The sequence below is a fragment of the Streptoverticillium reticulum genome, from assembly GCF_047456005.1.
GTDB lineage: Bacteria > Actinomycetota > Actinomycetes > Streptomycetales > Streptomycetaceae > Streptomyces > Streptomyces reticulum.
In genome coordinates this window covers 5,623,684-5,644,796 of sequence record NZ_CP179755.1, presented here as the reverse complement: position 1 = coordinate 5,644,796, position 21,113 = coordinate 5,623,684, and the positions used below count along the sequence as shown (strand labels likewise).

Here is a 21,113-nt window from a genome sequence, read left to right as displayed (position 1 = left end):
GCCTTGGCCAAGCCCTGGGCGGCGGTCAGCCCCGGCGTGGTGCGGCCGGGGCGGCCGGGGGCTCCGAGTCGGCCGAGACGGACGGGAGCGGCCCCGCGGGCGCCCCCGCGCCCGTGGTAGCGGTCGGCGGGACGGGCTCCTGGTCCCCGGCGGAGGCGGCCCCCCGGTAGACGGCGGCGAAGGCGAGGGCGACCACGCCTATGCCCATGATCACGGCGAGCACCCAGGCCACCGGGCGCCGCCAGCGGGCGTGGCCGCGGTAGGGGCCCCGGGCATTGCCGTAGCGCCCGTAGGGGCCGTAGGCGTCGTCGGGGTCGAGGCTCTGGGCGAAGCCGGGCAGCTCCATCGCCCGGCCCGGGCGGAAGCCGTCCCCGGCGGCCTCCTCGTACGGGTCGTCGTCGGCGGGGCCACCGCCGGAGCGGGCCCGGTCGGCGGCGAGCATCCGCTCGGCCGCCGAGGGCTCGTGGATCGCGGCGGCCCGCACGAACTCCTCGTCGAAGACCACGGAGGCGAACGGGTCGTCCGCGCCCCCGCGGCAGTGGCTGTCGGGCTCCTCGCCGTCCGGGAACGGCCTGCCCCCCACGTCGTCCGGCACCCGTTCAGAGTAGCCCCGAAGCGGCCAATCCGCGCGGGGCGTACGGGAATTCGCGGTACCGCCGGCGTTCGGGTGCGGGTCGTCGGTGGCTGATCGCGCAGTTCCCCGCGCCCCTGTCGGGGCGCGAGTCGGGGCGCGGGTGCGCCTAGCGCCGCGTGTGGCCGTCGCCCGTGACGATGTACTTCGTCGACGTCAGCTCCGGCAGGCCCATCGGGCCCCGGGCGTGCAGCTTCTGCGTGGAGATGCCGATCTCGGCGCCGAACCCGAACTGGCTTCCGTCGGTGAACCGCGTCGAGGCGTTGACGGCGACCGTCGTGGAGTCCACGAGCTGGGTGAAGCGGCGGGCGGCGGCCTGCGAGGTCGTGACGATGGCCTCGGTGTGGCCCGAGGTCCACAGCCGGATGTGGCGTACGGCCGCGTCCAGGTCGTCCACGACCGCGGCGGCGATGTCGTACGACAGGTACTCGGTCTCCCAGTCCTCCGCGGTGGCGGGCACCACCGTGGCCGGGGAGCCCTCCGCCAGCTCCAGCACCCGCTCGTCGCCGTGCACGGTCACCCCGGCCTCGGCGAGGGCGGCCAGGGCGAGCGGCAGGAAGCGCTCGGCGATGTCCCGGTGCACCAGCAGGGTCTCGGCGGCGTTGCAGACGCTGGGGCGCTGGGCCTTGGAGTTGATCAGGATCTCGACGGCCATGTCGAGGTCGGCCTCGGCGTCGACGTACACGTGGCAGTTGCCCGTGCCCGTCTCGATCACCGGGACCGTGGACTCCTGGACGACCGTGCGGATCAGCGAGGCGCCGCCGCGCGGGATCAGCACGTCGACCATGCCGCGGGCGCGCATCAGCTCCCGCACCGACTCACGGCTCTCCCCCGGCACCAGCTGCACCGCGTCCGCGGGCAGCCCGGCACCGCCGACCGCGTCGCGGATCACCCGCACCAGGGCGGTGTTGGAGACGTAGGCGGAGGACGAGCCGCGCAGCAGCACGGCGTTGCCGGACTTCAGGCAGAGCGCGGCGGCGTCGACCGTGACGTTGGGGCGGGCCTCGTAGATGATGCCGACGACGCCCAGCGGGACGCGCACCTGGCGCAGGTCGATGCCGTTGGGCAGGGTCGAGCCGCGCACGACCTCTCCCACCGGGTCGGGCAGCGCCGCCACGTCGCGGACGTCCTTGGCGATGGCGCGCACCCGCTCGGGGGTGAGGGTGAGCCGGTCGACGATGCTCTCGCTCGTGCCCGCGGCCCGGGCCTTCGCGACGTCCTCGGCGTTGGCGTCGACGATCTCGCGGGTGCGGACCTCCAGCGCGTCGGCGATGGCCAGCAGCGCCTCGTCCTTCGCCGACCGCGGCAGTGGCGCCAGGTCGGCGGCCGCGGCGCGGGCGCGGTAGGCGGCACGCAGAACGGGCGACTGCGGCATCGGGTCGGCGAGGGGGGAGGGGAAAACGCTGCTCATGGCTCCGCAGCCTAACCCTCGCGCCGGGGGCGAGCGGCGGGGTTTCACAGTGCGGGACGGTTCCGGCCGGTGTTCGGGTGCGGGTTCGTCGTGGTTGCTCGCGCAGTTCCCCGCGCCCCTTGCGGGGCGCAGGTCGGGGCGCGAGTCGGGCGCGGTGCCGTGTCAGAACGGGTGGACGCCCACCGGGGTTGCCGGCAAGGGGCCGTGGCCCTCGGCGATGCGTTGGTGGTAGGTCTCGCGGTCGATGACCTCCAGGCCGACGATCTCCCACGGCGGGAGCCGGGCCGTGGAGCGGTGCTCGCCCCACAGCCGCAGCGCGACGGCGGCCGCGTCGTGCAGGTCGCGCGCCTCCTCCCAGTACCGGATCTCGGCGTGGTCGTTGGCGTAGCGGCTGGTCAGCAGGAACGGATGGTCGTGCGCGAGCTGTTCGAGCGCCCGCCGGACCTCCTTCAGCGGCGCCTCGCTGCCCGAGACGCTGAGGGTGATGTGCCACAGCCGCGACACGTCGCCGGGCCTCTCACCGCCCTTCCGGCTCGCAGGGTCCGGCGTGCCGGACCCGACGCTGGTCAGTGTGCGCTCCGCCGTCCCCTTGGGCTGCGCCCCTGGGCGCCCTCGTCTCACCGGCGGCCTCCCGTTGATCGCTGCTCCGCACGCGTGGGGCGGAGCCGTGCCGTGCTGGTTCTCGTTGTGCTGCCGTACCTCAAAGTTGACCAGTCGGCGGGCGGCGGTGTGGGGGTTTTGCGGAAAGGACCGAGGAAAGGCTCTGCTGACCGGCAGTTCGGCCGACGGTTCCCGGCCCGCGTGACCCCCGTATGACGTCCGTCAGCGGCGCAGCACGACGAGGTCGTCCCGGTGCACGACCTCGCGCTCGTACTCGGGGCCCAGCTCGCGCGCGAGCTCGCGGGTCGAGCGGCCCAGGAGCTGCGGGATCTCCCCCGCGTCGAAGGCCACGAGCCCCCGCGCGACGGCGTGGCCCGTGGTGTCCCGCAGCTCGACGGGGTCGCCCGCGCTGAACTCGCCCACGACGGAGGCGATGCCCGCGGGCAGCAGCGAGCCGGTGCCCTCGACCACGGCCTTGACGGCGCCGTCGTCCAGCACCAGGGCGCCGCACGGGGCGGAGGCGTGGGCGAGCCAGAGCAGGCGGTCGGCGGAACGGCGGCCGGTGCGGTGGAAGAGCGTGCCGGTGGCCCGCCCGCGCAGGGCGGCATCGGCCTGGCTGGCCGAGGTGAGCACCACGGGGATGCCGGCGGCGGCCGCGATCCGGGCCGCCTCGACCTTGGTGACCATGCCGCCCGTGCCGACGCCCGCCCTGCCGGCGCTGCCGATGGTGATGCCCTCCAGGTCCTGCGGACCGTGGACCTCGGCGATCCGCGAGGTGCCCGGGGTGCTGGGGTCGCCGTCGTAGAGGCCGTCGACGTCCGACAGCAGGATCAGCAGGTCGGCCCGGACCAGGTGGGCGACCAGGGCGGCGAGCCGGTCGTTGTCGCCGAAGCGGATCTCGTCCGTGGCGACGGTGTCGTTCTCGTTGACGACGGGCACGGCGCCCATCGCCAGCAGCTGGTCCAGGGTGCGGCGGGCGTTGCGGTAGTGCGCGCGGCGGCTGGTGTCGTCGGTCGTGAGCAGCACCTGGCCGACGCGGCGGCCGTAGCGGGCGAAGGAGGCGGTGTAGCGGGCGACGAGCAGGCCCTGGCCGACGCTGGCGGCGGCCTGCTGCCGGGCCAGGTCGCGCGGGCGGCGGTCCAGGCCGAGCGGGGCGAGTCCGGCGGCGATGGCGCCCGAGGAGACCAGCACGATCTCCTTCGCGGCTGTGTTCGCGGGGTTCGCAGCGTTCACGGTGTTCTGTTCGCGCAGCGTCCGGGCCAGCACGTCGACCAGTGCGTCAACCCGGTCCGCGTCCAGTCCCCCGCCCGCGGTGGTGAGTGACGAGGATCCCACCTTGACCACGATGCGGCGGGCGTCCCGGACCTCCTGCCGCGTCCCCCGCTGCTCCCCTGCCCCTGTCACGTACGTACACCCCTGTGGTCGCCGGTCGTGCTGTGTGTTTCAGGCAGGCAAATCTACAGGTTGACGAAGTGTGGTCGTTCGACCCTGTTTGACTGCTGCTGCGGTATCGGAAGATTGCTCCCGGACCGGCGCCCGTCATACGGTCGGTGGTCGACCCCGTCGTTCCGCCCCTGCGCTACGGCGGAACACATCCCCCCACAGCCGCCCAGACGCGTCTATATCTCCGTCTCCAGTCCTCCTGCCAGGAGCCCTCCCAGTGCCTTCTGCCGGAACAGCCCCCCGCCGAGCAGCGCAGCTCGCGGCGCTGCTCGCGATGCTGGCGTTCTTCGCCGCCCAGTTCGTGGGGGCGCTGCTGCCCCAGGCGGCCCTGCTCGTCGCCGCCTCGACAGCGGGCCTCGCCCTCGACCTCTACCTGCAGCACCGCGACCCCGGCCTGCTCTCGCTGCTCGGCAAGATCCGCTTCGACGTCATGGTGCGGCAGCTGCTGCGCGACGTGCTGATCCTGGTCGGGCTCCTGCGTCTCAACAGCGACAACTCCCTGCGCGGCTACACCACGGTCGTCTCCGGGCTGGTTCTCTTCTACGGCGCGCACCTCGCCTGCCAGGCGCTCGCGATCGTCGTCAAACGCAGCCGCACCCTGCCGTTCGTCACCCGCAACATCGACACCGACGGACTGCACCTGACCGCCGCGCCGCCGCGCCTGCTGTACCGCCAGCACGGCCGGCGGCTGCTGCGCTTCGCCGTCGCCCCCACCGTCGGCCTGCTGCTCACCGTGGCCACCTCGGACACCGTGTGGGCCGAGACCGGGGTCGCCGCGGGCGTGCTGCTCGCCGTCGCCGGCACCGTGCACCTCGCCGGCTGGCTCAAGCCGGAGAAGCGCATCGCCGACGAGAAGCAGGCGCTGGAGTGGCTCGACCGGTGGCTCGCGGACTACAAGCCCACCGTCGGCATGTACTTCTCCGGCGGCACCACCTCGGCCTACCAGGCCAACATGTGGCTCTCCACCCTCGCCGAGCTCGACGGCAAGCCGGTCATCGTGCTGCGCGAGCGCTTCATGGTGCAGAAGATCGAGGCCACGGACGTGCCCATCGTGTGCATCCCCAAGGTCGTCCACCTGATGGCCCTGGAGAAGTCCGCGCTGAAGATCATGCTGCACCCCGCGAATTCCGGCAAGACCTCGCAGGTGCTGCGGATGCCCTCGATCAAGCACGCCTTCACCAACCACGGCGAGAGCGACAAGCTCTCCAGCTGCAACCCCTACTCCAAGGCCTACGACGAGGTCTGGGTCGCCGGCCCCGCCGCCCGCGAGCGCTACCAGCTCGCCGACATCGGCGTCGAGGACAAGGACGTCGTCGAGGTCGGCCGCCCGCAGCTCGCCCCGATCCTGCCGTGCAGCACGACGCCTCCCGGCGAGGACGAGTACGTCACCGTGCTGTACGCGCCCACCTGGGAGGGCTGGGACGGCAACCCGGGCAACACCTCCGTCATGCTCGCCGGCGAGAACATCGTGCGCGGGCTGCTGGCCGACCCCAAGGTCCGCCTGCTGTACAAGCCGCACCCGATGACCGGCTCGGTCGACCCGCGCGCCGGACAGGCCGACGAGCGCATCCAGGCCATGATCCGCGAGGCCAACTCCCACCGCGGCGGCCCCCGTCCCGGCCCCGAGACCGCGGCCGAACTGGCCCGCCGCGCGGCCGAGCTGGAGGCCCTGACCACCAGCGCCTTCCGGGACAGTGCGGATGAAATCGAGCGGATGCTGCTGCAGGGCACCCCGGAGCCGGGCCGTGCGGCGGGCGTCGCGGACGCCACCGCGGCCTGGGAGACGGCCTATTGGGCCTCGCTGCCGGAGTGGGAGCACCAGATCATCACGACCGCGCGGCCGTCCCTCTTCAGCTGCTTCAACCAGTCGCGACTGCTCGTCAGCGACGTGTCGAGCGTGGTCTCGGACTACCTGATCAGCGAGAAGCCGTACGCGGTCGCGAACACGAGCGGGATGGACGAGGACGAGTTCCGGGCGAACTTCCCGACCGTGAGCGCTGCGACGATCCTCACCCCGGAGGCGGACGGGATCGCCGGGCTGCTGGCCGCCGTGCGCGACCCGGCGCAGGACGAACTGGCCGCCGCGCGTGGCGAGTTGAAGGTGCAGCTGCTGGGGCCGTCGGACCCGCCGTCACTGGTGCGGTTCAACCGGGCGGCGCTGGCCCTGGCGGCCGAGGCCGACGCCCGGGCGGCGCGGATGGCGGAGCGGGCCTCGGCCGTGCCCGCACCGCGGGAGGCCGTGGAGGCCGGACAGCGGAGCTGAACTTCCGTACGACAAACGCCGGAGGGGCGGGACGATGTGCATCGTCCCGCCCCTCCGGCGTTCAACGGACCTACTCCCCGAACGGGTTGAAGCCCTCGTACTCGTCCTGTACGTCGTCCCGCTCGGCCTGGCGGTCGCGGCGGCGCTGCGCGGCCGGACGCGGGGCCTCGAAGCGGTGGTCCTCGCCGCGGCGGCCCAGCATCTCCGCACCGGCGGCCATCGTCGGCTCCCAGTCGAAGACGACCGCGTCCTCCTCGCTGCCGATCGCGACGCCGTCACCGGCCCGCGCACCGGCCTTCATCAACTCCTCCTCGACACCGAGGCGGTTGAGGCGGTCGGCGAGGTAGCCGACGGCCTCGTCGTTGTTGAAGTCGGTCTGGCGCACCCAGCGCTCCGGCTTCTCGCCGCGCACGCGGTAGATGCCGTCGTCCTCCAGCGCGACCGTGAAGCCCGCGTCGTCCACGGCCTTCGGACGGATGACAATCCGGGTCGCCTCCTCCTTCGGCTTGGCGGCACGCGCCTCCGCGACGATGCCGGCCAGGGCGAAGGAGAGCTCCTTCAGGCCCTCGCGGGAGACCGCCGACACCTCGAAGATGCGGTAGCCGCGCTCCTCCAGCTCGGGGCGGATCATCTCGGCGAGGTCCCGGCCGTCGGGGATGTCGACCTTGTTGAGGACGACGAGACGCGGCCGGTCGTCCAGGCCGCCGTACTCCTTGAGCTCCGCCTCGATGACGTCGAGGTCGCTCAGCGGGTCGCGCTCGGACTCCAGCGTGGCGGTGTCCAGGACGTGCACGAGCACCGAGCAGCGCTCGACGTGCCGCAGGAACTCCAGGCCCAGGCCCTTGCCCTGGCTGGCGCCGGGGATCAGACCGGGGACGTCGGCGATGGTGTAGACGGTGGAACCGGCCGTGACCACGCCGAGGTTCGGCACCAGGGTGGTGAACGGGTAGTCCGCGATCTTCGGCTTGGCGGCCGACAGCACCGAGATCAGCGAGGACTTGCCCGCGCTCGGGTAGCCCACGAGGGCCACGTCGGCGACGGTCTTCAGCTCCAGGACGATCTCCTGGGCGTCGCCGGGCACGCCCAGCAGCGCGAAGCCGGGGGCCTTGCGGCGGGCCGAGGCCAGCGCGGCGTTGCCGAGGCCGCCACGGCCGCCCTGGGCGGCGATGAAGCGGGTGCCCTGGCCGACGAGGTCGGCGAGCACGTTGCCGTGCCGGTCCTGGACGACGGTGCCGTCCGGGACGGGCAGGACGAGGTCCGTGCCGTCCTTGCCGGAGCGGTTGCCGCCCTCGCCGGGCTTGCCGTTGGTGGCCTTGCGGTGCGGGCTGTGGTGGTAGTCCAGGAGCGTCGTGACGGACTGGTCGACGACCAGGATCACATCGCCGCCACGGCCGCCGTTGCCGCCGTCGGGGCCGCCGAGCGGCTTGAACTTCTCGCGGTGGACGGAGGCGCAGCCGTGGCCTCCGTTACCCGCGGCGACGTGCAGCTCGACGCGGTCCACGAAGGTGGTCATAGCGGTGTGCCTCCTGGTACTACGGGGTTCGTACGGGATGTGTACGGAATTGTCTTTGTTGTAACGCAGCGAGGGCGGACCCGCTTCCCCAGGGCCGGGGAAGGGAGGTCCGCCCTCGTGTGTCGCTCGTATCGCTATCGCTCTACGGAGCCTGGATCAGGTGATCAGGCAACCGGAACGATGTTGACGACCTTGCGGCCACGGTGGGTGCCGAACTGCACCGCACCGGCGTCCAGCGCGAACAGGGTGTCGTCGCCACCGCGACCCACACCGGCGCCCGGGTGGAAGTGGGTGCCGCGCTGGCGGACCAGGATCTCACCGGCGTTGACGAGCTGACCGCCGAAGCGCTTCACGCCGAGCCGCTGAGCGTTCGAGTCGCGACCGTTCCGAGTGGACGATGCGCCCTTCTTGTGTGCCATGTGTTCTCAGTCCCTTACTTCGCCGGAGCGTCGATGCCGGTGATCTTCAGCGCGGTGTGCAGCTGGCGGTGGCCGATGCGCTTCTTGTAACCGGTCTTGTTCTTGTACTTCTGGATCCGGATCTTGTCGCCCTTGTGGTGGTCGACAACCTCGGCCTGAACCTTCACGCCGGCCAGGACCCACGGGTCGCTGGTGACAGCGTCACCGTCGACGACCAGCAGCGTGGAGAGCTCGACGGTGTCGCCGACATTGCTGGTGGAAATACGGTCAACCTCGATGACGTCGCCGACAGCAACCTTCTGCTGACGGCCGCCGGTGCGCACGATCGCGTACACGCGGAACTCTCTCTCGCTCAGGAACGGGACCTCTGATGCCAGCCACTCGCACGGGCAGGGCCCGTGACTGTCCTTGTGGGGACGAGCGGCCTCCCCCGACGGAGCGGGAGGTGTTTGCTCAGGGGTTTCGGTGTCGCACAGGTTTGCACAGACACCGACGGTCAAGGTTACGGGGCCTCGACCAGGGGGTCAAACCGGGCCCCTCGCCGGGGTGGCCGCTCCGCGGCGGGGGGATTCCGTGCGGGGTGCGGGGGCCTTACGGGGCCCGCAGCCCTGCCTGCGCCCGGCGGCAGAACGGGAAGGGGCGGGTCGGGCGGCACAGTGCCGCCCGACCCGCCCCCGGGGCCCTCGGAGGTCAGTCCTCCGCGACGGCCTTCTTCGCCGTCTTCTTGGCGGCGGTCTTCTTGGCCGTGGCCTTCTTCGCCGTCGCCTTCTTGGCAGTCGTCGTCTTCTTGGCGGCTGCCTTCTTCGCCGTCGCCTTCTTCGCCGTGGCCTTCTTGGCGGCCGTCTTACGGGCCGTCTTCTTGGCCGGAGCGGCCTCCTCGACGGCTTCCGCCTCGACCTCGGCCTGTGCGGGCTCCGCCTCGGCGGCCGCAGGCTCCGGCTCGGCAGCCGGTGCGACGACCACGACGGCCGTCTCCTCGGCGCCCTCCGGCGCACCCGCCGGAGCGGACACCCTGCGGGTCGCCCGGCGCCGCGCACGGGGCGCCGCCACCGGGGCTTCGGCCTCGGCCACGACCTCCGGCTCGGCGGCCACAGGCTCCGGCTCGACCGGGGCGGGAGCCGCGGCCACGACGACCTCCGGCTCGGCCGGCGCCGCCGGGGCCGACACCTTGCGGGTCGCCCGGCGCCGCGTACGGCCACCACGGGCGGCCGCGGCGGCCTCCGCCTCGGCGGGGCTGCCGAACCACTCGTCGTCACCCGCGACGGACGGCACGAGCTCCGCCTCCGTCACCGGGACCGGCTCCAGCTCGGGCGCGGCCTCGGCGGCCTCGACGACCTCAACTGCCTCCGCAGCCTCGGCAGGTGCAGCCGGCACCGGCGCCGCCTTGCCCTTCTTCTTGCCGCGCTTGCCGCCGCCACCGCCGCCGACCGTGGTCGGCTGGTCCATGTGGACGATGACGCCGCGGCCGTTGCAGTGCACGCACTGCTCGGAGAAGGACTCCAGCAGGCCCTGGCCCACCCGCTTGCGGGTCATCTGGACCAGACCCAGCGAGGTCACCTCGGCGACCTGGTGCTTCGTACGGTCCCGGCCCAGGCACTCCAGCAGGCGCCGCAGCACCAGGTCCCGGTTGGACTCCAGCACCATGTCGATGAAGTCGATCACGATGATGCCGCCGAGGTCGCGCAGCCGCAGCTGACGCACGATCTCCTCGGCCGCCTCCAGGTTGTTCCTGGTGACCGTCTCCTCCAGGTTGCCGCCCTGGCCGGTGAACTTGCCGGTGTTGACGTCGACCACGACCATCGCCTCGGTCCGGTCGATGACGAGCGAACCGCCGCTCGGCAGCCAGACCTTGCGGTCCAGCGCCTTCATCAGCTGCTCGTCGATCCGGTACGTGGCGAAGACGTCGACGTCCGACGTCCACTTCTGCAGCCGGTCCACGAGGTCGGGCGCGACCTGCGAGACGTAGCCGTGGATGGTCTCCCAGGCGTTGTCGCCGCTGACGATGACCTTGGAGAAGTCCTCGTTGAAGATGTCTCGGACGACCCGGACCGTCATGTCCGGCTCGCCGTACAGCAGGGTCGGGGCGTTGCCGCTCTTCGCCTTCTTCTGGATCTCCTCCCACTGCGCCTGCAGACGCTCGACGTCACGGCGCAGCTCGTCCTCGCTCGCGCCCTCGGCGGCGGTGCGCACGATGACGCCCGCGTCCTCGGGGACGATCTTCTTGAGGATGGTCTTCAGGCGCGCCCGCTCGGTGTCGGGCAGCTTGCGGCTGATGCCGGTCATCGAGCCCTCGGGCACGTAGACCAGGTAGCGGCCGGGCAGCGAGACCTGGCTGGTGAGCCGGGCGCCCTTGTGACCGATCGGGTCCTTGGTGACCTGGACGAGCACGGACTGGCCGGACTTCAGCGCGGTCTCGATGCGGCGCGGGCCGTTGCCCATGCCGAGCGCCTCGAAGTTGACCTCGCCCGCGTACAGGACCGCGTTGCGGCCCTTGCCGATGTCGACGAACGCGGCCTCCATGGACGGCAGAACGTTCTGGACCTTGCCCAGGTAGACGTTGCCGACGTAGCTGGCGGCCTGCTCCTTGTTGACGAAGTGCTCGACGAGGACGTTGTCCTCCAGCACGCCGATCTGGGTGCGGTCGCCGTTCTCGCGGACGACCATCACGCGCTCGACGGCCTCACGGCGGGCCAGGAACTCGGCCTCCGTGATGATCGGCACCCGGCGGCGGCCCTGCTCGCGCCCCTCGCGGCGGCGCTGCTTCTTGGCCTCCATGCGGGTCGAGCCCTTGATGGACTGCACCTCGTCGAAGCCCGTGCCGCCCTCGGTACGCGGGCGCGGCTCGCGGACCTTGACGACGGTGCGCTCGGGTTCGTCGGCACCCGGCTCGGCGTCCACGGCCTCGCCGCTGCGGCGACGACGGCGACGACGGCGACGGCTGCCGGCGGACCCGGAGACGCCGGCCTCCTCGGCCTCCTCGTCGGCCTCCTCGGGCTCCTCCTCGGCCTCCTCGCCCTCGGCGGCCTGCGACTCCTCCTCGAGGCCCTCGGCCTCGGCGGACTCGCCCCGGCGACGGCGGCGGCCACCACGGCGGCGACGGCGCGACGGGCGCTCGCCCTGTTCCTCCTCCGCCTCCTCGGCGGCCTCGGCCTCCTCCGGCTCCTCCTCGGCGGCCGGCTCGACGACCGGCGCCTCGACGGGCTCACCGCGGCGGCGGCGACGGCGCCGTCCGCCCGCGGCGGGGGCCGGGGCCTCGACGACGGCCTCCTCCTCGGCCGACTCCTCCTCCGGCACGGTGACGGCAGCGGCAGCGGCGGTCTCCGGCGTCTGGAACATCGGCTCGGCGAAAACGGGTGCCTGGAACACAGCCGACGGCGGCCGCACGGCCCGCCGACGGGTGCGGCCCGCGGCGGCACCGGGCTCCTCGGCGGTCTCCTCGGCAGCAGCCTGCGGCGCACCGGCGGGGGCGGCGGCACGACGGCTCGCACGACGGCGACGCGGCTCCTCCACGGCCTCCTCGGCCTGCGGCGCCTCCGCGACGGCCTCGGCGGCCTGCGGGGCGCCGGCGGGCGCACCGGCACGACGGACCGCGCGGCGGCGGGCGCGGCCCTCGGCGGGAACCTCCGCCTCCTCGGCAGCAGCCTCCTCGACGGCCTCCGGGGCACCGGCCGGAGCGGTGGCGCGACGGGTCGCACGGCGACGGCGCGGCGCCTCCTCGGCCTCCGGCTCCTCCACGACGGCCTCGGCGGCCTGCGGCGCACCGGCCGGAGACGTCACCCGGCGGGTCACGCGGCGGCGACGGGGCGCCTCCGCAGCTGCGGCCTCGGTGGCCTCCTCGCGGGTCTCCTGCACCTGTGCCTCCTCGGCAACGGCCGCTGCGGCGGCCTGGGGCGCGCCGGCGGGCGCGGTGGCACGGCGGCGCGGACGCACCGGCGCGGCGACGGCCTGCTGCACCTGCGGCTCCTCCTCGGAGACCACGGCGACGGCAGCCGGCTCGGCGACAACGGACTCGGCGGTCTCCACGGCGGCCACGGGCGCGGCGGCCGGGCGGGTCGCACGGCGACGGCCACGGGCGGGCGCGGCGACGGGGGCCTCGACGACGGCCTCCGGCTCCTCGGCAGCCTCCTCGACGACCTCGGCCTGCTCGACGACGGCCTCGCCACCCCGCGGCGTACCGGCCGGAGCAGTGGCCCGGCGGCGCGGACGACCCGCGGACACGGACTCGGCGGCGGCCTCGACCGGGGCCTCGGTCTCGACCTCGGCCTCGGCCTCGGCAACGACCTGCTCGGTGGCCGGAGCGGTCACACGGCGGGTCGCACGACGGCGCGGACGGGCGGGGGCCTCGGCGGCCTCCTCGGCTGCGGGCGCCTCGGGCGCGGCAGCCGCACGGGTCGCACGGCGACGCGGACGAGCGGGCGTCTCCTCGGCGGCCTCGGCCACGGGCTCGGCCGTCACGGCCTCCTCCGCGCCTTGCGGGGCACCGGCCGGAGCGGTCGCCCGGCGGGTCGCACGACGGCGCGGAGGGGCGGGGGTCTCTTCGGCGGCCTCGGGCTCGGCCGGAGCAGCGGCCTTGCGCGTGGCGCGACGTCGCGTACGGGCAGGCTCGGCGGCCTCAGCAGCCTCCTCGGCTGCAGGTGCCTCGGGCGCGGCAGCGGCACGGGTCGCACGGCGACGCGTACGAGGAGCGGGCGTCTCCTCGGCGGCCTCAGCGGCCTCGACAGCCTCGGGGGCTGCCGGCTCCGCCTCGGCGGCCTTGCGCGTCGTCCGACGACGCGTACGGGCCGGCTTCTCCTCGGAGGCGTCCTCCGCGGGGTCGGCGGGGTCCACGGGGTCGGCGGCGGACGCCGTGGGCGCCCCGGCCGGCCGCGAGGCCGCCCGGCGGCGGCGCCGCGGCGGCAGCGTGTCGCTCGGCGACGTGGACGTCGTATCGGTGGGACCGGACTGGGCGCTGGAAGCGCCACCGGTCTCGGTGGGCTCAATGGAATCGAGCATGCGGGCGGTTCTCCCGTCACGCTCCCGGGCGCCGCGTCGTGTTCCGGCCCGCCGGTCCGCGTGATGAGCGCGGAACCGCCGTCCGGGGCGCGGTCGCCGCACGGGAGCTGTCGTCTCGCTCGCCGGGGCCGAGTCTCGTCGGCACCGGCGAAAGTCTCCTGGTCAGTGCGCCGGCCGGACCGGGTGGCTCCCTGGTGGATCGGCGGCGCGTTCGACGGCCGTCCTTACGCGGGACCTTCCGGCACCTGCTGCGCGGCGCTCGGTCCGGCGGCCGTGGGTGGGGCGGCCGGGGCGGCGTCGCGGTCGGGCGCGAGCGGATCGGTCACCGTGCCGGACTCCTCATCGAGCAGCCCCTGCGCCAGCCTGGTCACCGCTGCGGGGACCGGCGGCGCCAGGTCGGCCACAGCGCGGAGACCGGACAGGACGTCGTCGGGTCGTACGGCGGGTGTCTCATGCCGAACAACCAGCCGCAGTATCGCACAGGCTCCGTCACCAGGCCTATCGGCCGGAGCTTCGAGCGCCTCGAGTCGGGTCACCGCGGCACGGGCGTCGAAGGTCCGCACGCCGTTTTTGGTGCGGCGCTGCACCTCCACGTGCTCCGCCGCGAGGAAGGCGGCCACGGCGCGCCCGGCCTCGGCCGGCTCGACGCCTTCGAGCCGCAGCTCCCACACCGAGGCCTGCAGACGGTCGGCGAAGGCGGAGGTGCGGACCTCCACCGCGTCGACGATGTCGAGCCCGTCGGGCAGCGACTCGTCGAGCAGCTCGCGCAGGCGTGCGGGGTCGCGCACCTCGGCGAGCTGGATCTCCAGGTACTCGGCCTCGCTGCCGGTACCGGTCGGTGCGGCGTTGGCGTACGACACCTTCGGGTGCGGGGTGAAGCCCGCGGAGTACGCCATGGGCACCTCGGCCCGGCGCAGCGCCCGCTCGAAGGCGCGCTGGAAGTCGCGGTGGCTGGTGAACCGGAGGCGGCCGCGCTTGGTGTAGCGCAGGCGAATGCGCTGCACCGCGGGTGCGGGCGGCGGGCCTTCGGGCTGTCGCTTGCCCAGTGTCTTCAGTCCTTCGTGAGTTGCGGTCGTACTGCTACCTAGAGTACGTGCCACGAAGGCCCCGCCGGTCCGGCGGGGCCTTCGTGGGAACAGGCGTGCTACTTGACCACACTCAGCGGCAGCAGCTTCTTGCCGGTGGGGCCGATCTGGATCTCGGTCTGCATCTGCGGGCAGAGACATACAGCCCTAGAGTCGAAAGCCGCCGTCCGCGAGGCGCATGGTCAGAGTGCTCGTACGGTCCGGTCTCTGCGGGCCCGGCCTCACCGCGTCCACGCTGCTGACCCGACTGCGCAATCCGGCTTTGATGGGCTACCGGGTCGAGACGGACCCCGACAGCAAGTCCCGCAGGTCACGGCTCGTACTCGGCAAGGACGGCAAGCCCATCAGGGTCGCGGAAGGGGTCTTCACCGAGGGCGAGTTCTACAAGCTGCAAGCCGACCTGGACAAGTCCGCCAAGAACCAACCCCCACGGCAGACGGACGGACCCACGAAGTTCCGCGGGGTCCTGATCTGCCCAGACTGCCGCACCAAATGACCGTGCAGGTGAACAACCGCCAGGCAAGGACGTATGAGTACCTAAGGTGCCAAAGGTGCAAGAGTGGCGGCCTCGGGGCCCCGAACCCACAGGACATCTACGGGCAGCTCGTAGAAGACGTGCTGAGTGTCCTTGGTGACTGGCCGGTGCAGGTCCGTGAGTACGCCAAGGGTGCAGAAACGCGCAAGGAGGTGAAGCGTCTCCAGGACTCCATCACCTACTACATGAAGGAACTGGAGCCCGGGGGGCGTTACTCGAAGACACGCTTCACGCAGGAACAGGCCCAGGAGACGCTGGACAAGCTCATTGCCGATCTTGAGACCATCGACCCGGAGACCGCCCAGGACCGGTGGGTGAACGTCCACAACGGCAAGACGTTTCGGCAGCACTGGGAAGAAGGCGGCATGGAAGCCATGGCCGCCGACCTCGTTCGTGTCGGCATCAAGTGCGAAGTCACCCGAAAGAAGATTCCGGGAGTTCGTGCCCCAGAGATCCACCTCAAGCTCATCGTCCCCAAGGACGTAAGGGAACGACTCATAGTCAAGCAAGACGACTTCGCCGAGAAATTCTAAGGAGAAGCAACGGTGTCCGACTACGTAGACGATTTCCTGATGGATCGCACCCAAGAAGCCCAGGCGTTCGACGGCGCCACGGTCGTCCAAGTGGTAGTGAACGCCTACCGCGAGGCCATGGACGAGGGGAAGAACGCGGCGGCGACCGCGTACGGCAAGCTGATGCTGAACATCGCTGAACAGTCCAAGGGGCACCCCGACTACCGCCCCGACTGGACCCCGTGAATTCCCTAAGCGGCCTCGGTGAAGTACGGCGCTGATCCTTTCCACGCCCACCCAGGTCGGCACCTTGGTGGGCACGGGAGGATCAGCACCGTACTTCTCTCCGAACTGCATGACGTTCCTGGATGCTGCGGCGAGAAGTGATGTGCGCACGGCGCCAATGTTTCGGCAATCGTTTGCCAACACCCGGGTGCGACGGTACCCGCACCGGGAATCCCCACGACTTCGTTCACGCGAAGCGGGCCTCCCCGGCGGGCCGGGCGTGATCGCTGATCCAAGCGAGCACCGGCCCAGCACCACCCGCTAACCGATTGGACGGCTATGGCCACCACTACAACCCCCGAAGCCCAGGAATCGGCGTCCCCCCAGCGTTCCCGGGTCCGTAAGGCGTTCTCCCGCGTCGGCCTGATTGGCATGCTGGCCGCAGCCGTCATCCCCCTCCAGGCCGGCAGCGCCTTCGCTGTGACCACCCATGACGGCGGCGCCGGCGGTGACTACCCCATCAACACCGATCTCACCTACACGTTCTGTGACTCCAACGGGCGTTGCCTGAACGTACTTGGCGGCGGCGACCGCTCGGGCACCGGTGTCGGCCTCTACCCAGGGCCTGACGACCCCAACTCCCAGTGGCGCATGATCCCCCGTGGCACCGATGCAATCGGCCAGCTCTGGCAGATCGAAAACCGTGCCACGGCACGGTGGCTGGACCTCCACATGGTCCGACAGAACGGGGTCGCCGACCCCCAGGCCTCTTGGATCGACCAGGTCGACCAGACAACCCCCAGCACTCTGGCCAACACGCTGTGGTACGTCCGCTGGAACGCTGACAGAAGCGGCATGCTCCTCGTCAACAGCGCCACCGGCTGGGTCCTCACCAACCACACAGCCAACGCGTACCCCAACATCCTCCGCGACGACCTCCGCGACGCGCAGTACCACTACTTCATGCTTCACGACATGAACAGCTCGGCGAGGCTGGATGTCACCGAACTGACGCGCGCGCATTTCGTTGGGTCCTGGGGATCTGACGTCTTCCAGGCCCGGGGGCGCTAAGCGGGTTGGTCGAGGTCGAGCGCTGATCCTTCGGACCACCAAGGCACCGACCTGGGTGGGCATGGAAAGGATCAGCGCCGTACTTCACCGGGGCCACTTACTGATCGTTTCAGAATCAGCCCAGGCCGTCTGCCTGCGCCGACGTCCCGTTAGGCTGGCCGGCAGGGCCGCGATCGGTAGCCCGTTCAGCGTTTGAACACCCTGGAGCCCTTCGTGTCCGATGACACCCTCGAATCCCGAGCCCTCGCCGAACTGCGCGGGGCTTTGACCGAGTCCAGCGTCGGGCACCAAGCCAACGCACTGCGGCACCTCGAACTCGCCACAGCCGCAAGCACCGGCACGGACGCGTATGCCGAGCACCGCGCGCTTGCCTTTGTCCACCAGTGGTGCTTCCTGATCGAGCAGCCGCCGACCGACCCTGCTCCGCTGCAAGAACTCATCGGGACCCCGGTCAGCCTTCGCCTCTCCGACGGTCGCGAGCTGACCACGTTCGCGGAGATCTCCGCATGGCACGACGCCACGGCCCACGCCATGGATGTCACCTCCCACACGATCATCGGCTGGAAGCTCTCCCAGCCCGTGAGCGGCCGCTACGACCTCGCGATCGACTTCGCCTGGCAAGGCATCAGCCCCACAGGACAGCCCATGACCGCTCGTACGCACCACGAGTGGTCGCTCAACGAGGACGGCACGCGACTCCCCCGGCTTGCCTCCTTCGTCTCAAGCCTCCTCCAGCCCTTTGCCCCGGCCACGGCCACGGACGCCCTGGCCGACCTGTGTTCCTGCCAGGGCGCCGCCATCGACGCGCCGTAATCGGCGGGTCCGCGTGATCCCTTCCGGACCACCCCCAATGCTGTCCAGGCGGAGGGGTGGTCCGGTCTTGCTTTCACCGGCCTTGCGAAGCATCTCTTCCGCCACCTCGCGATGGTCGTCTGCCCGATCCCGACTGCGCATCCTGGCTGCTGCCACGGCACCGTTGAGGTAGAGCGTTCCGTACACAGAGAGCGCCTCCGGAGAGGACTGCCACCAACCCGGCGCGAGATCGTTCACCGCGTCCGTGGTGACGTTCACCGCTTGCTCCGCCAACTCAGCACCCAACTGCACATGCGCAACTCCCCTGCGCAACGCGAGGATGACGGCCGGGTCCTCTGTCTCGCTCGCCGCCAAGTCACCGTGGTCCACGGCCGTCCAAGCCAAGTTCGTCTCGCCCAGCTTGCGGAGATAGACCGCCGCGAGGTGAAACGCCAACGCGAACTGCCGGAGTGCCTGGACTCTTTCGAGCCCCGTCGTGTACCTGAAGGTCGCCAGACCCCTGGTAGAGCTCCCACGCCTGCCCGACCTCGAACGTCAGCCGCTCAAGGCGGGGCGGCTCCCGGTCATCCAGCAGCGGGCCGGAGAGCCGGCGCGACTGCATCAGCGCCACGCGGATCGCTGGCACGCTCGCCTTGTGATCCCCCTGATCGTCCAGAAGCGTGGGCGTGCCCTGGAGGTCTTCCAAGTGGACGCGCAGCGCCTCGGCCAAGTCCATGAGCATCTTGACGTTGTTCACCGGGATCCGGCCCGACTCGACGCGGTACACCCAGTCTTCGGTGCGATTCAGCAGTTCCCCGAGCTCCCGCTGATGCAGGCCCCGCCGCTTCCGGTAGAAGCGCACGCGCTCGCCGAAGGCCTTGTGATCGGTCATGCCGCGCATGGTCACCCTCCCCAGTAACTACGCAGGGACGAGTCTCACACGCCGACCCACGAGGCAACAGGCAATGAGCCACGCGCAGCATCACAAGATTGTCTCCGTAGGCTCACCGCATGACCCAGAACGAGCACGAGAAGCGCATGGCCCGCCCGCGGACAGCATCGGGTGCCCTCTTCTTCGACGAGGAGGGGCACGTCCTCCTCGTACGCCCGTCCTACAAGCCCAAGTGGGAAATCCCAGGCGGATACATCGAGACGGGTGAGTCACCGCTTGCCGCGTGCCGACGGGAGGTATCCGAGGACGAACTTCTGGCAGCCGAGTTTCACCCGAAGGAGGCAGTGGATCAGCTTCTGATTCCGAGGCTTGCTCGTCGTGTGAAACATGCGATTGCCGCGCGGGAGCAGGCCCATCCCCAGTACCTCGAACACGGCGAGCCAGCCCAATAGGCAGCCTCACAGCCTGCCGACTCGGCGACCGCAGACAGAAGGTCCCTACCCGATAGGGACAGGGACCTTCTCGACATCAGTGGGCTACGTCACACCCATTCGATCTCGCTGCGGAAGTTGGAGCGGCTCCGTGGAGCTGGCAGCGGCGTCCGCGCAGCCTTGTGAACTGGCTCCTTGGCCCGCCTCGGAGGCGCCAGCTCGGACACGATGCGGGCCCGTTCAGCCTCGGTCAACCCGGCTAGGGCCTCCGCCACCTTCTCCAGAGCATCACTCACCAGACAGGCCCTTTCCGCAGGTCAGGACTACTTCTTGACGGTCAACGGCAGCAGCTTCTTGCCCGTCGGGCCAATTTGTATGGCCGTGTCCATTTGCGGGCACACGCCGCAGTCGAAGCAGGGGGTCCAGCGGCAGTCCTCGACCTCGGTCTCGTCGAGGGCGTCCTGCCAGTCCTCCCAGAGCCAGTCCTTGTCGAGACCGGAGTCCAGGTGGTCCCAGGGCAGGACCTCCTCGTACGTGCGCTCGCGGGTCGTGTACCAGTCGACGTCCACGCCCTGCGGGGGCAGCGTCTTCCCGGCGCACTCCATCCAGCGGTCGTACGAGAAGTGCTCGCGCCAGCCGTCGAAGCGGCCGCCGGACTCGTAGACCGCGCGGATGACCGAGCCGAGGCGGCGGTCGCCGCGGGAGAGCAGGCCCTCGACGATGCCGGGCTTGCCGTCGTGGTAGCGGAAGCCGATCGAGCGGCCGTACTTCTTGTCGCCGCGGATCTTGTCGCGCAGCTTCTGCAGGCGCGCGTCGGTCTCCTCGGCGGACAGCTGCGGCGCCCACTGGAAGGGCGTGTGCGGCTTGGGCACGAAGCCGCCGATCGACACCGTGCAGCGGATGTCGTTGGACTTCGAGACCTCGCGGCCCTTCTGGATGACGTTCATCGCCATGTCGGCGATCTGCAGCACGTCCTCGTCGGTCTCGGTGGGCAGGCCGCACATGAAGTACAGCTTCACCTGGCGCCAGCCGTTGCCGTACGCGGTCGCAACGGTCCGGATGAGGTCCTCTTCCGAGACCATCTTGTTGATGACCTTGCGCATGCGCTCGGAGCCGCCCTCGGGGGCGAAGGTCAGACCGGAGCGACGGCCGTTGCGGGTCAGCTCGTTGGCCAGGTCGACGTTGAAGGCGTCCACGCGGGTCGACGGCAGGGAGAGGCCGATCTTGTCGTCCTCGTACCGGTCGGCCAGGCCCTTGGCGACGTCGGCGATCTCGGTGTGGTCGGCGGAGGACAGCGACAGCAGGCCGACCTCCTCGAAGCCGGTCGCCTTGAGGCCCTTCTCGACCATCTCGCCGATGCCGGTGATGCTGCGCTCGCGCACCGGGCGCGTGATCATGCCGGCCTGGCAGAAGCGGCAGCCGCGGGTGCAGCCGCGGAAGATCTCGACGGACATCCGCTCGTGCACGGTCTCGGCGAGCGGGACGAGCGGCTGCTTCGGGTAGGGCCACTCGTCGAGGTCCATGACGGTGTGCTTGGACACGCGCCACGGCACGCCGGAGCGGTTGGGCACGACGCGGCCGATGCGGCCGTCGGCCAGGTACTCCACGTCGTAGAACCGGGGGACGTACACGCCGCCCGTCCTCGCGAGACGGAACAGCAGCTCGTCGCGCCCGCCCGGGCGGCCCTCGCTCTTCCAGGCCCGGATGATCTCGGTGATCTCCAGGACGGCCTGCTCGCCGTCGCCGATGACGGCACAGTCGATGAAGTCGGCGATCGGCTCGGGGTTGAACGCGGCGTGGCCGCCCGCCAGCACGATCGGGTCGTCGAGGCCGCGGTCCTTGGCCTCCAGCGGGATGCCGGACAGGTCCAGGGCCGTGAGCATGTTGGTGTAGCCGAGCTCGGTGGAGAAGCTCAGGCCGAAGACGTCGAAGGCCTTGACCGGCCGGTGCGCGTCCACGGTGAACTGCGGCACGTCGTGCTCGCGCATCAGCGCCTCGAGGTCCGGCCACACGCTGTAGGTGCGCTCGGCGAGGACGCCCTCGCGCTCGTTGAGGACCTCGTACAGGATCATGACGCCCTGGTTGGGCAGTCCGACCTCGTAGGCGTCGGGGTACATGAGGGCCCAGCGCACGTCGCACTCGTCCCAGGGCTTGACGGTGGAGTTGAGCTCTCCGCCGACGTACTGGATGGGCTTCTGGACGTGCGGAAGAAGCGCTTCCAGGCGCGGGAAGACCGACTCGACAGGCATCGCGATGTCTCTCATGAGCGGACAGGGGGGACCCTCAAGAGTAACGCGC

The 21,113-nt window shown here is 71.2% G+C and carries 16 protein-coding genes and 1 pseudogene; 6 read left to right on the top strand and 11 right to left on the bottom strand.

The window, feature by feature from the left end; genetic code table 11:
- Nucleotides 1–25: 25 nt before the first annotated feature.
- From ACMATS_RS25895 to proB, 4 genes are all read right to left on the bottom strand, one after another.
- Complete coding sequence (locus ACMATS_RS25895; protein ID WP_390780238.1) at nucleotides 26–595, bottom strand: hypothetical protein; 570 nt, start codon at nucleotides 593–595, stop codon at nucleotides 26–28.
- A 145-nt stretch (nucleotides 596–740) separates the two neighbouring features.
- The gene (locus ACMATS_RS25890) at nucleotides 741–2,042 is read right to left on the bottom strand and encodes a glutamate-5-semialdehyde dehydrogenase (RefSeq protein ID WP_390780237.1); all 1,302 of its coding nucleotides are present in this window, start codon (nucleotides 2,040–2,042) and stop codon (nucleotides 741–743) included.
- Between the two features lie 162 nt (nucleotides 2,043–2,204).
- On the bottom strand, nucleotides 2,205–2,663 hold the full coding sequence (locus ACMATS_RS25885) for a hypothetical protein (protein ID WP_336411641.1): 459 nt from the start codon (nucleotides 2,661–2,663) through the stop codon (nucleotides 2,205–2,207).
- Nucleotides 2,664–2,864: 201 nt separating this feature from the next.
- Complete coding sequence (gene proB, locus ACMATS_RS25880) at nucleotides 2,865–4,046, bottom strand: glutamate 5-kinase (protein WP_390780235.1); 1,182 nt, start codon at nucleotides 4,044–4,046, stop codon at nucleotides 2,865–2,867.
- A gap of 256 nt (nucleotides 4,047–4,302) precedes the next feature.
- Here proB and ACMATS_RS25875 point away from each other — a divergent pair, with 256 nt between their 5' ends.
- Nucleotides 4,303–6,348, top strand: a complete 2,046-nt coding sequence (locus ACMATS_RS25875; RefSeq protein WP_414169243.1) for a hypothetical protein — start codon at nucleotides 4,303–4,305, stop codon at nucleotides 6,346–6,348.
- 70 nt (nucleotides 6,349–6,418) lie between these two features.
- Here ACMATS_RS25875 and obgE read toward each other — a convergent pair whose 3' ends face one another.
- The 5 genes from obgE to ACMATS_RS25850 all read right to left on the bottom strand — a co-directional run bounded on the left by obgE (nucleotide 6,419) and on the right by ACMATS_RS25850 (nucleotide 14,276).
- Nucleotides 6,419–7,861 carry a GTPase ObgE gene (gene obgE, locus ACMATS_RS25870; protein WP_414169242.1) on the bottom strand — a complete coding sequence of 481 codons (1,443 nt, stop codon included), beginning with the start codon at nucleotides 7,859–7,861 and terminating at the stop codon, nucleotides 6,419–6,421.
- Between the two features lie 164 nt (nucleotides 7,862–8,025).
- Complete coding sequence (rpmA, locus tag ACMATS_RS25865) at nucleotides 8,026–8,280, bottom strand: 50S ribosomal protein L27 (protein WP_171087996.1); 255 nt, start codon at nucleotides 8,278–8,280, stop codon at nucleotides 8,026–8,028.
- 14 nt (nucleotides 8,281–8,294) lie between these two features.
- On the bottom strand, nucleotides 8,295–8,615 hold the full coding sequence (gene rplU, locus ACMATS_RS25860; protein WP_067351638.1) for a 50S ribosomal protein L21: 321 nt from the start codon (nucleotides 8,613–8,615) through the stop codon (nucleotides 8,295–8,297).
- A 355-nt stretch (nucleotides 8,616–8,970) separates the two neighbouring features.
- A complete protein-coding gene (locus ACMATS_RS25855) occupies nucleotides 8,971–13,272 on the bottom strand; it encodes an Rne/Rng family ribonuclease (protein ID WP_414169241.1) in 4,302 nt (1,433 codons plus the stop codon).
- Nucleotides 13,273–13,496: 224 nt separating this feature from the next.
- Nucleotides 13,497–14,276, bottom strand: a complete 780-nt coding sequence (locus ACMATS_RS25850) for a TIGR03936 family radical SAM-associated protein (RefSeq protein ID WP_390780231.1) — start codon at nucleotides 14,274–14,276, stop codon at nucleotides 13,497–13,499.
- A 247-nt stretch (nucleotides 14,277–14,523) separates the two neighbouring features.
- On the opposite strand from ACMATS_RS25850, the pseudogene ACMATS_RS25845 reads away from it, so the two are divergent.
- The 4 genes and pseudogenes from ACMATS_RS25845 to ACMATS_RS25830 all read left to right on the top strand — a co-directional run.
- Nucleotides 14,524–15,425 (top strand): annotated as a pseudogene (locus tag ACMATS_RS25845) (zinc ribbon domain-containing protein); the annotation flags it as partial.
- A 12-nt stretch (nucleotides 15,426–15,437) separates the two neighbouring features.
- Nucleotides 15,438–15,650 (top strand): hypothetical protein, encoded by a 213-nt coding sequence (locus ACMATS_RS25840; RefSeq protein WP_414169240.1) that lies wholly within the window; start codon nucleotides 15,438–15,440, stop codon nucleotides 15,648–15,650.
- Between the two features lie 318 nt (nucleotides 15,651–15,968).
- Nucleotides 15,969–16,700 (top strand): RICIN domain-containing protein, encoded by a 732-nt coding sequence (locus tag ACMATS_RS25835; RefSeq protein ID WP_414169239.1) that lies wholly within the window; start codon nucleotides 15,969–15,971, stop codon nucleotides 16,698–16,700.
- A gap of 213 nt (nucleotides 16,701–16,913) precedes the next feature.
- Complete coding sequence (locus tag ACMATS_RS25830) at nucleotides 16,914–17,513, top strand: hypothetical protein (protein WP_414169238.1); 600 nt, start codon at nucleotides 16,914–16,916, stop codon at nucleotides 17,511–17,513.
- Between the two features lie 355 nt (nucleotides 17,514–17,868).
- Here the strand turns inward: ACMATS_RS25830 and ACMATS_RS25825 are convergent, their stop codons facing one another.
- Nucleotides 17,869–18,384, bottom strand: a complete 516-nt coding sequence (locus ACMATS_RS25825; RefSeq protein ID WP_414169237.1) for a helix-turn-helix domain-containing protein — start codon at nucleotides 18,382–18,384, stop codon at nucleotides 17,869–17,871.
- 119 nt (nucleotides 18,385–18,503) lie between these two features.
- Between ACMATS_RS25825 and ACMATS_RS25820 the strand changes: the two genes are divergently transcribed.
- Nucleotides 18,504–18,836, top strand: a complete 333-nt coding sequence (locus tag ACMATS_RS25820) for an NUDIX domain-containing protein (RefSeq protein ID WP_414169236.1) — start codon at nucleotides 18,504–18,506, stop codon at nucleotides 18,834–18,836.
- Between the two features lie 302 nt (nucleotides 18,837–19,138).
- Here the strand turns inward: ACMATS_RS25820 and ACMATS_RS25815 are convergent, their stop codons facing one another.
- Complete coding sequence (locus ACMATS_RS25815; protein ID WP_414170796.1) at nucleotides 19,139–21,064, bottom strand: TIGR03960 family B12-binding radical SAM protein; 1,926 nt, start codon at nucleotides 21,062–21,064, stop codon at nucleotides 19,139–19,141.
- Between the last annotated feature and the right edge of the window lie 49 nt (nucleotides 21,065–21,113).

What these genes read in the sequence shown, in the direction of transcription:
- ACMATS_RS25890 (WP_390780237.1), bottom strand. Translation starts at nt 2,042, where the DNA reads ATGAGCAGCGTTTTCCCCTCCCCCCTCGCCGACCCGATGCCGCAGTCG.
- obgE (WP_414169242.1), bottom strand. Translation starts at nt 7,861, where the DNA reads ATGACCACCTTCGTGGACCGCGTCGAGCTGCACGTCGCCGCGGGTAAC.
- rpmA (WP_171087996.1), bottom strand. Translation starts at nt 8,280, where the DNA reads ATGGCACACAAGAAGGGCGCATCGTCCACTCGGAACGGTCGCGACTCG.
- ACMATS_RS25855 (WP_414169241.1), bottom strand. Translation starts at nt 13,272, where the DNA reads ATGCTCGATTCCATTGAGCCCACCGAGACCGGTGGCGCTTCCAGCGCC.
- ACMATS_RS25835 (WP_414169239.1), top strand. Translation starts at nt 15,969, where the DNA reads ATGGCCACCACTACAACCCCCGAAGCCCAGGAATCGGCGTCCCCCCAG.
- ACMATS_RS25825 (WP_414169237.1), bottom strand. Translation starts at nt 18,384, where the DNA reads ATGACCGATCACAAGGCCTTCGGCGAGCGCGTGCGCTTCTACCGGAAG.
- ACMATS_RS25820 (WP_414169236.1), top strand. Translation starts at nt 18,504, where the DNA reads ATGACCCAGAACGAGCACGAGAAGCGCATGGCCCGCCCGCGGACAGCA.
- ACMATS_RS25815 (WP_414170796.1), bottom strand. Translation starts at nt 21,064, where the DNA reads ATGCCTGTCGAGTCGGTCTTCCCGCGCCTGGAAGCGCTTCTTCCGCAC.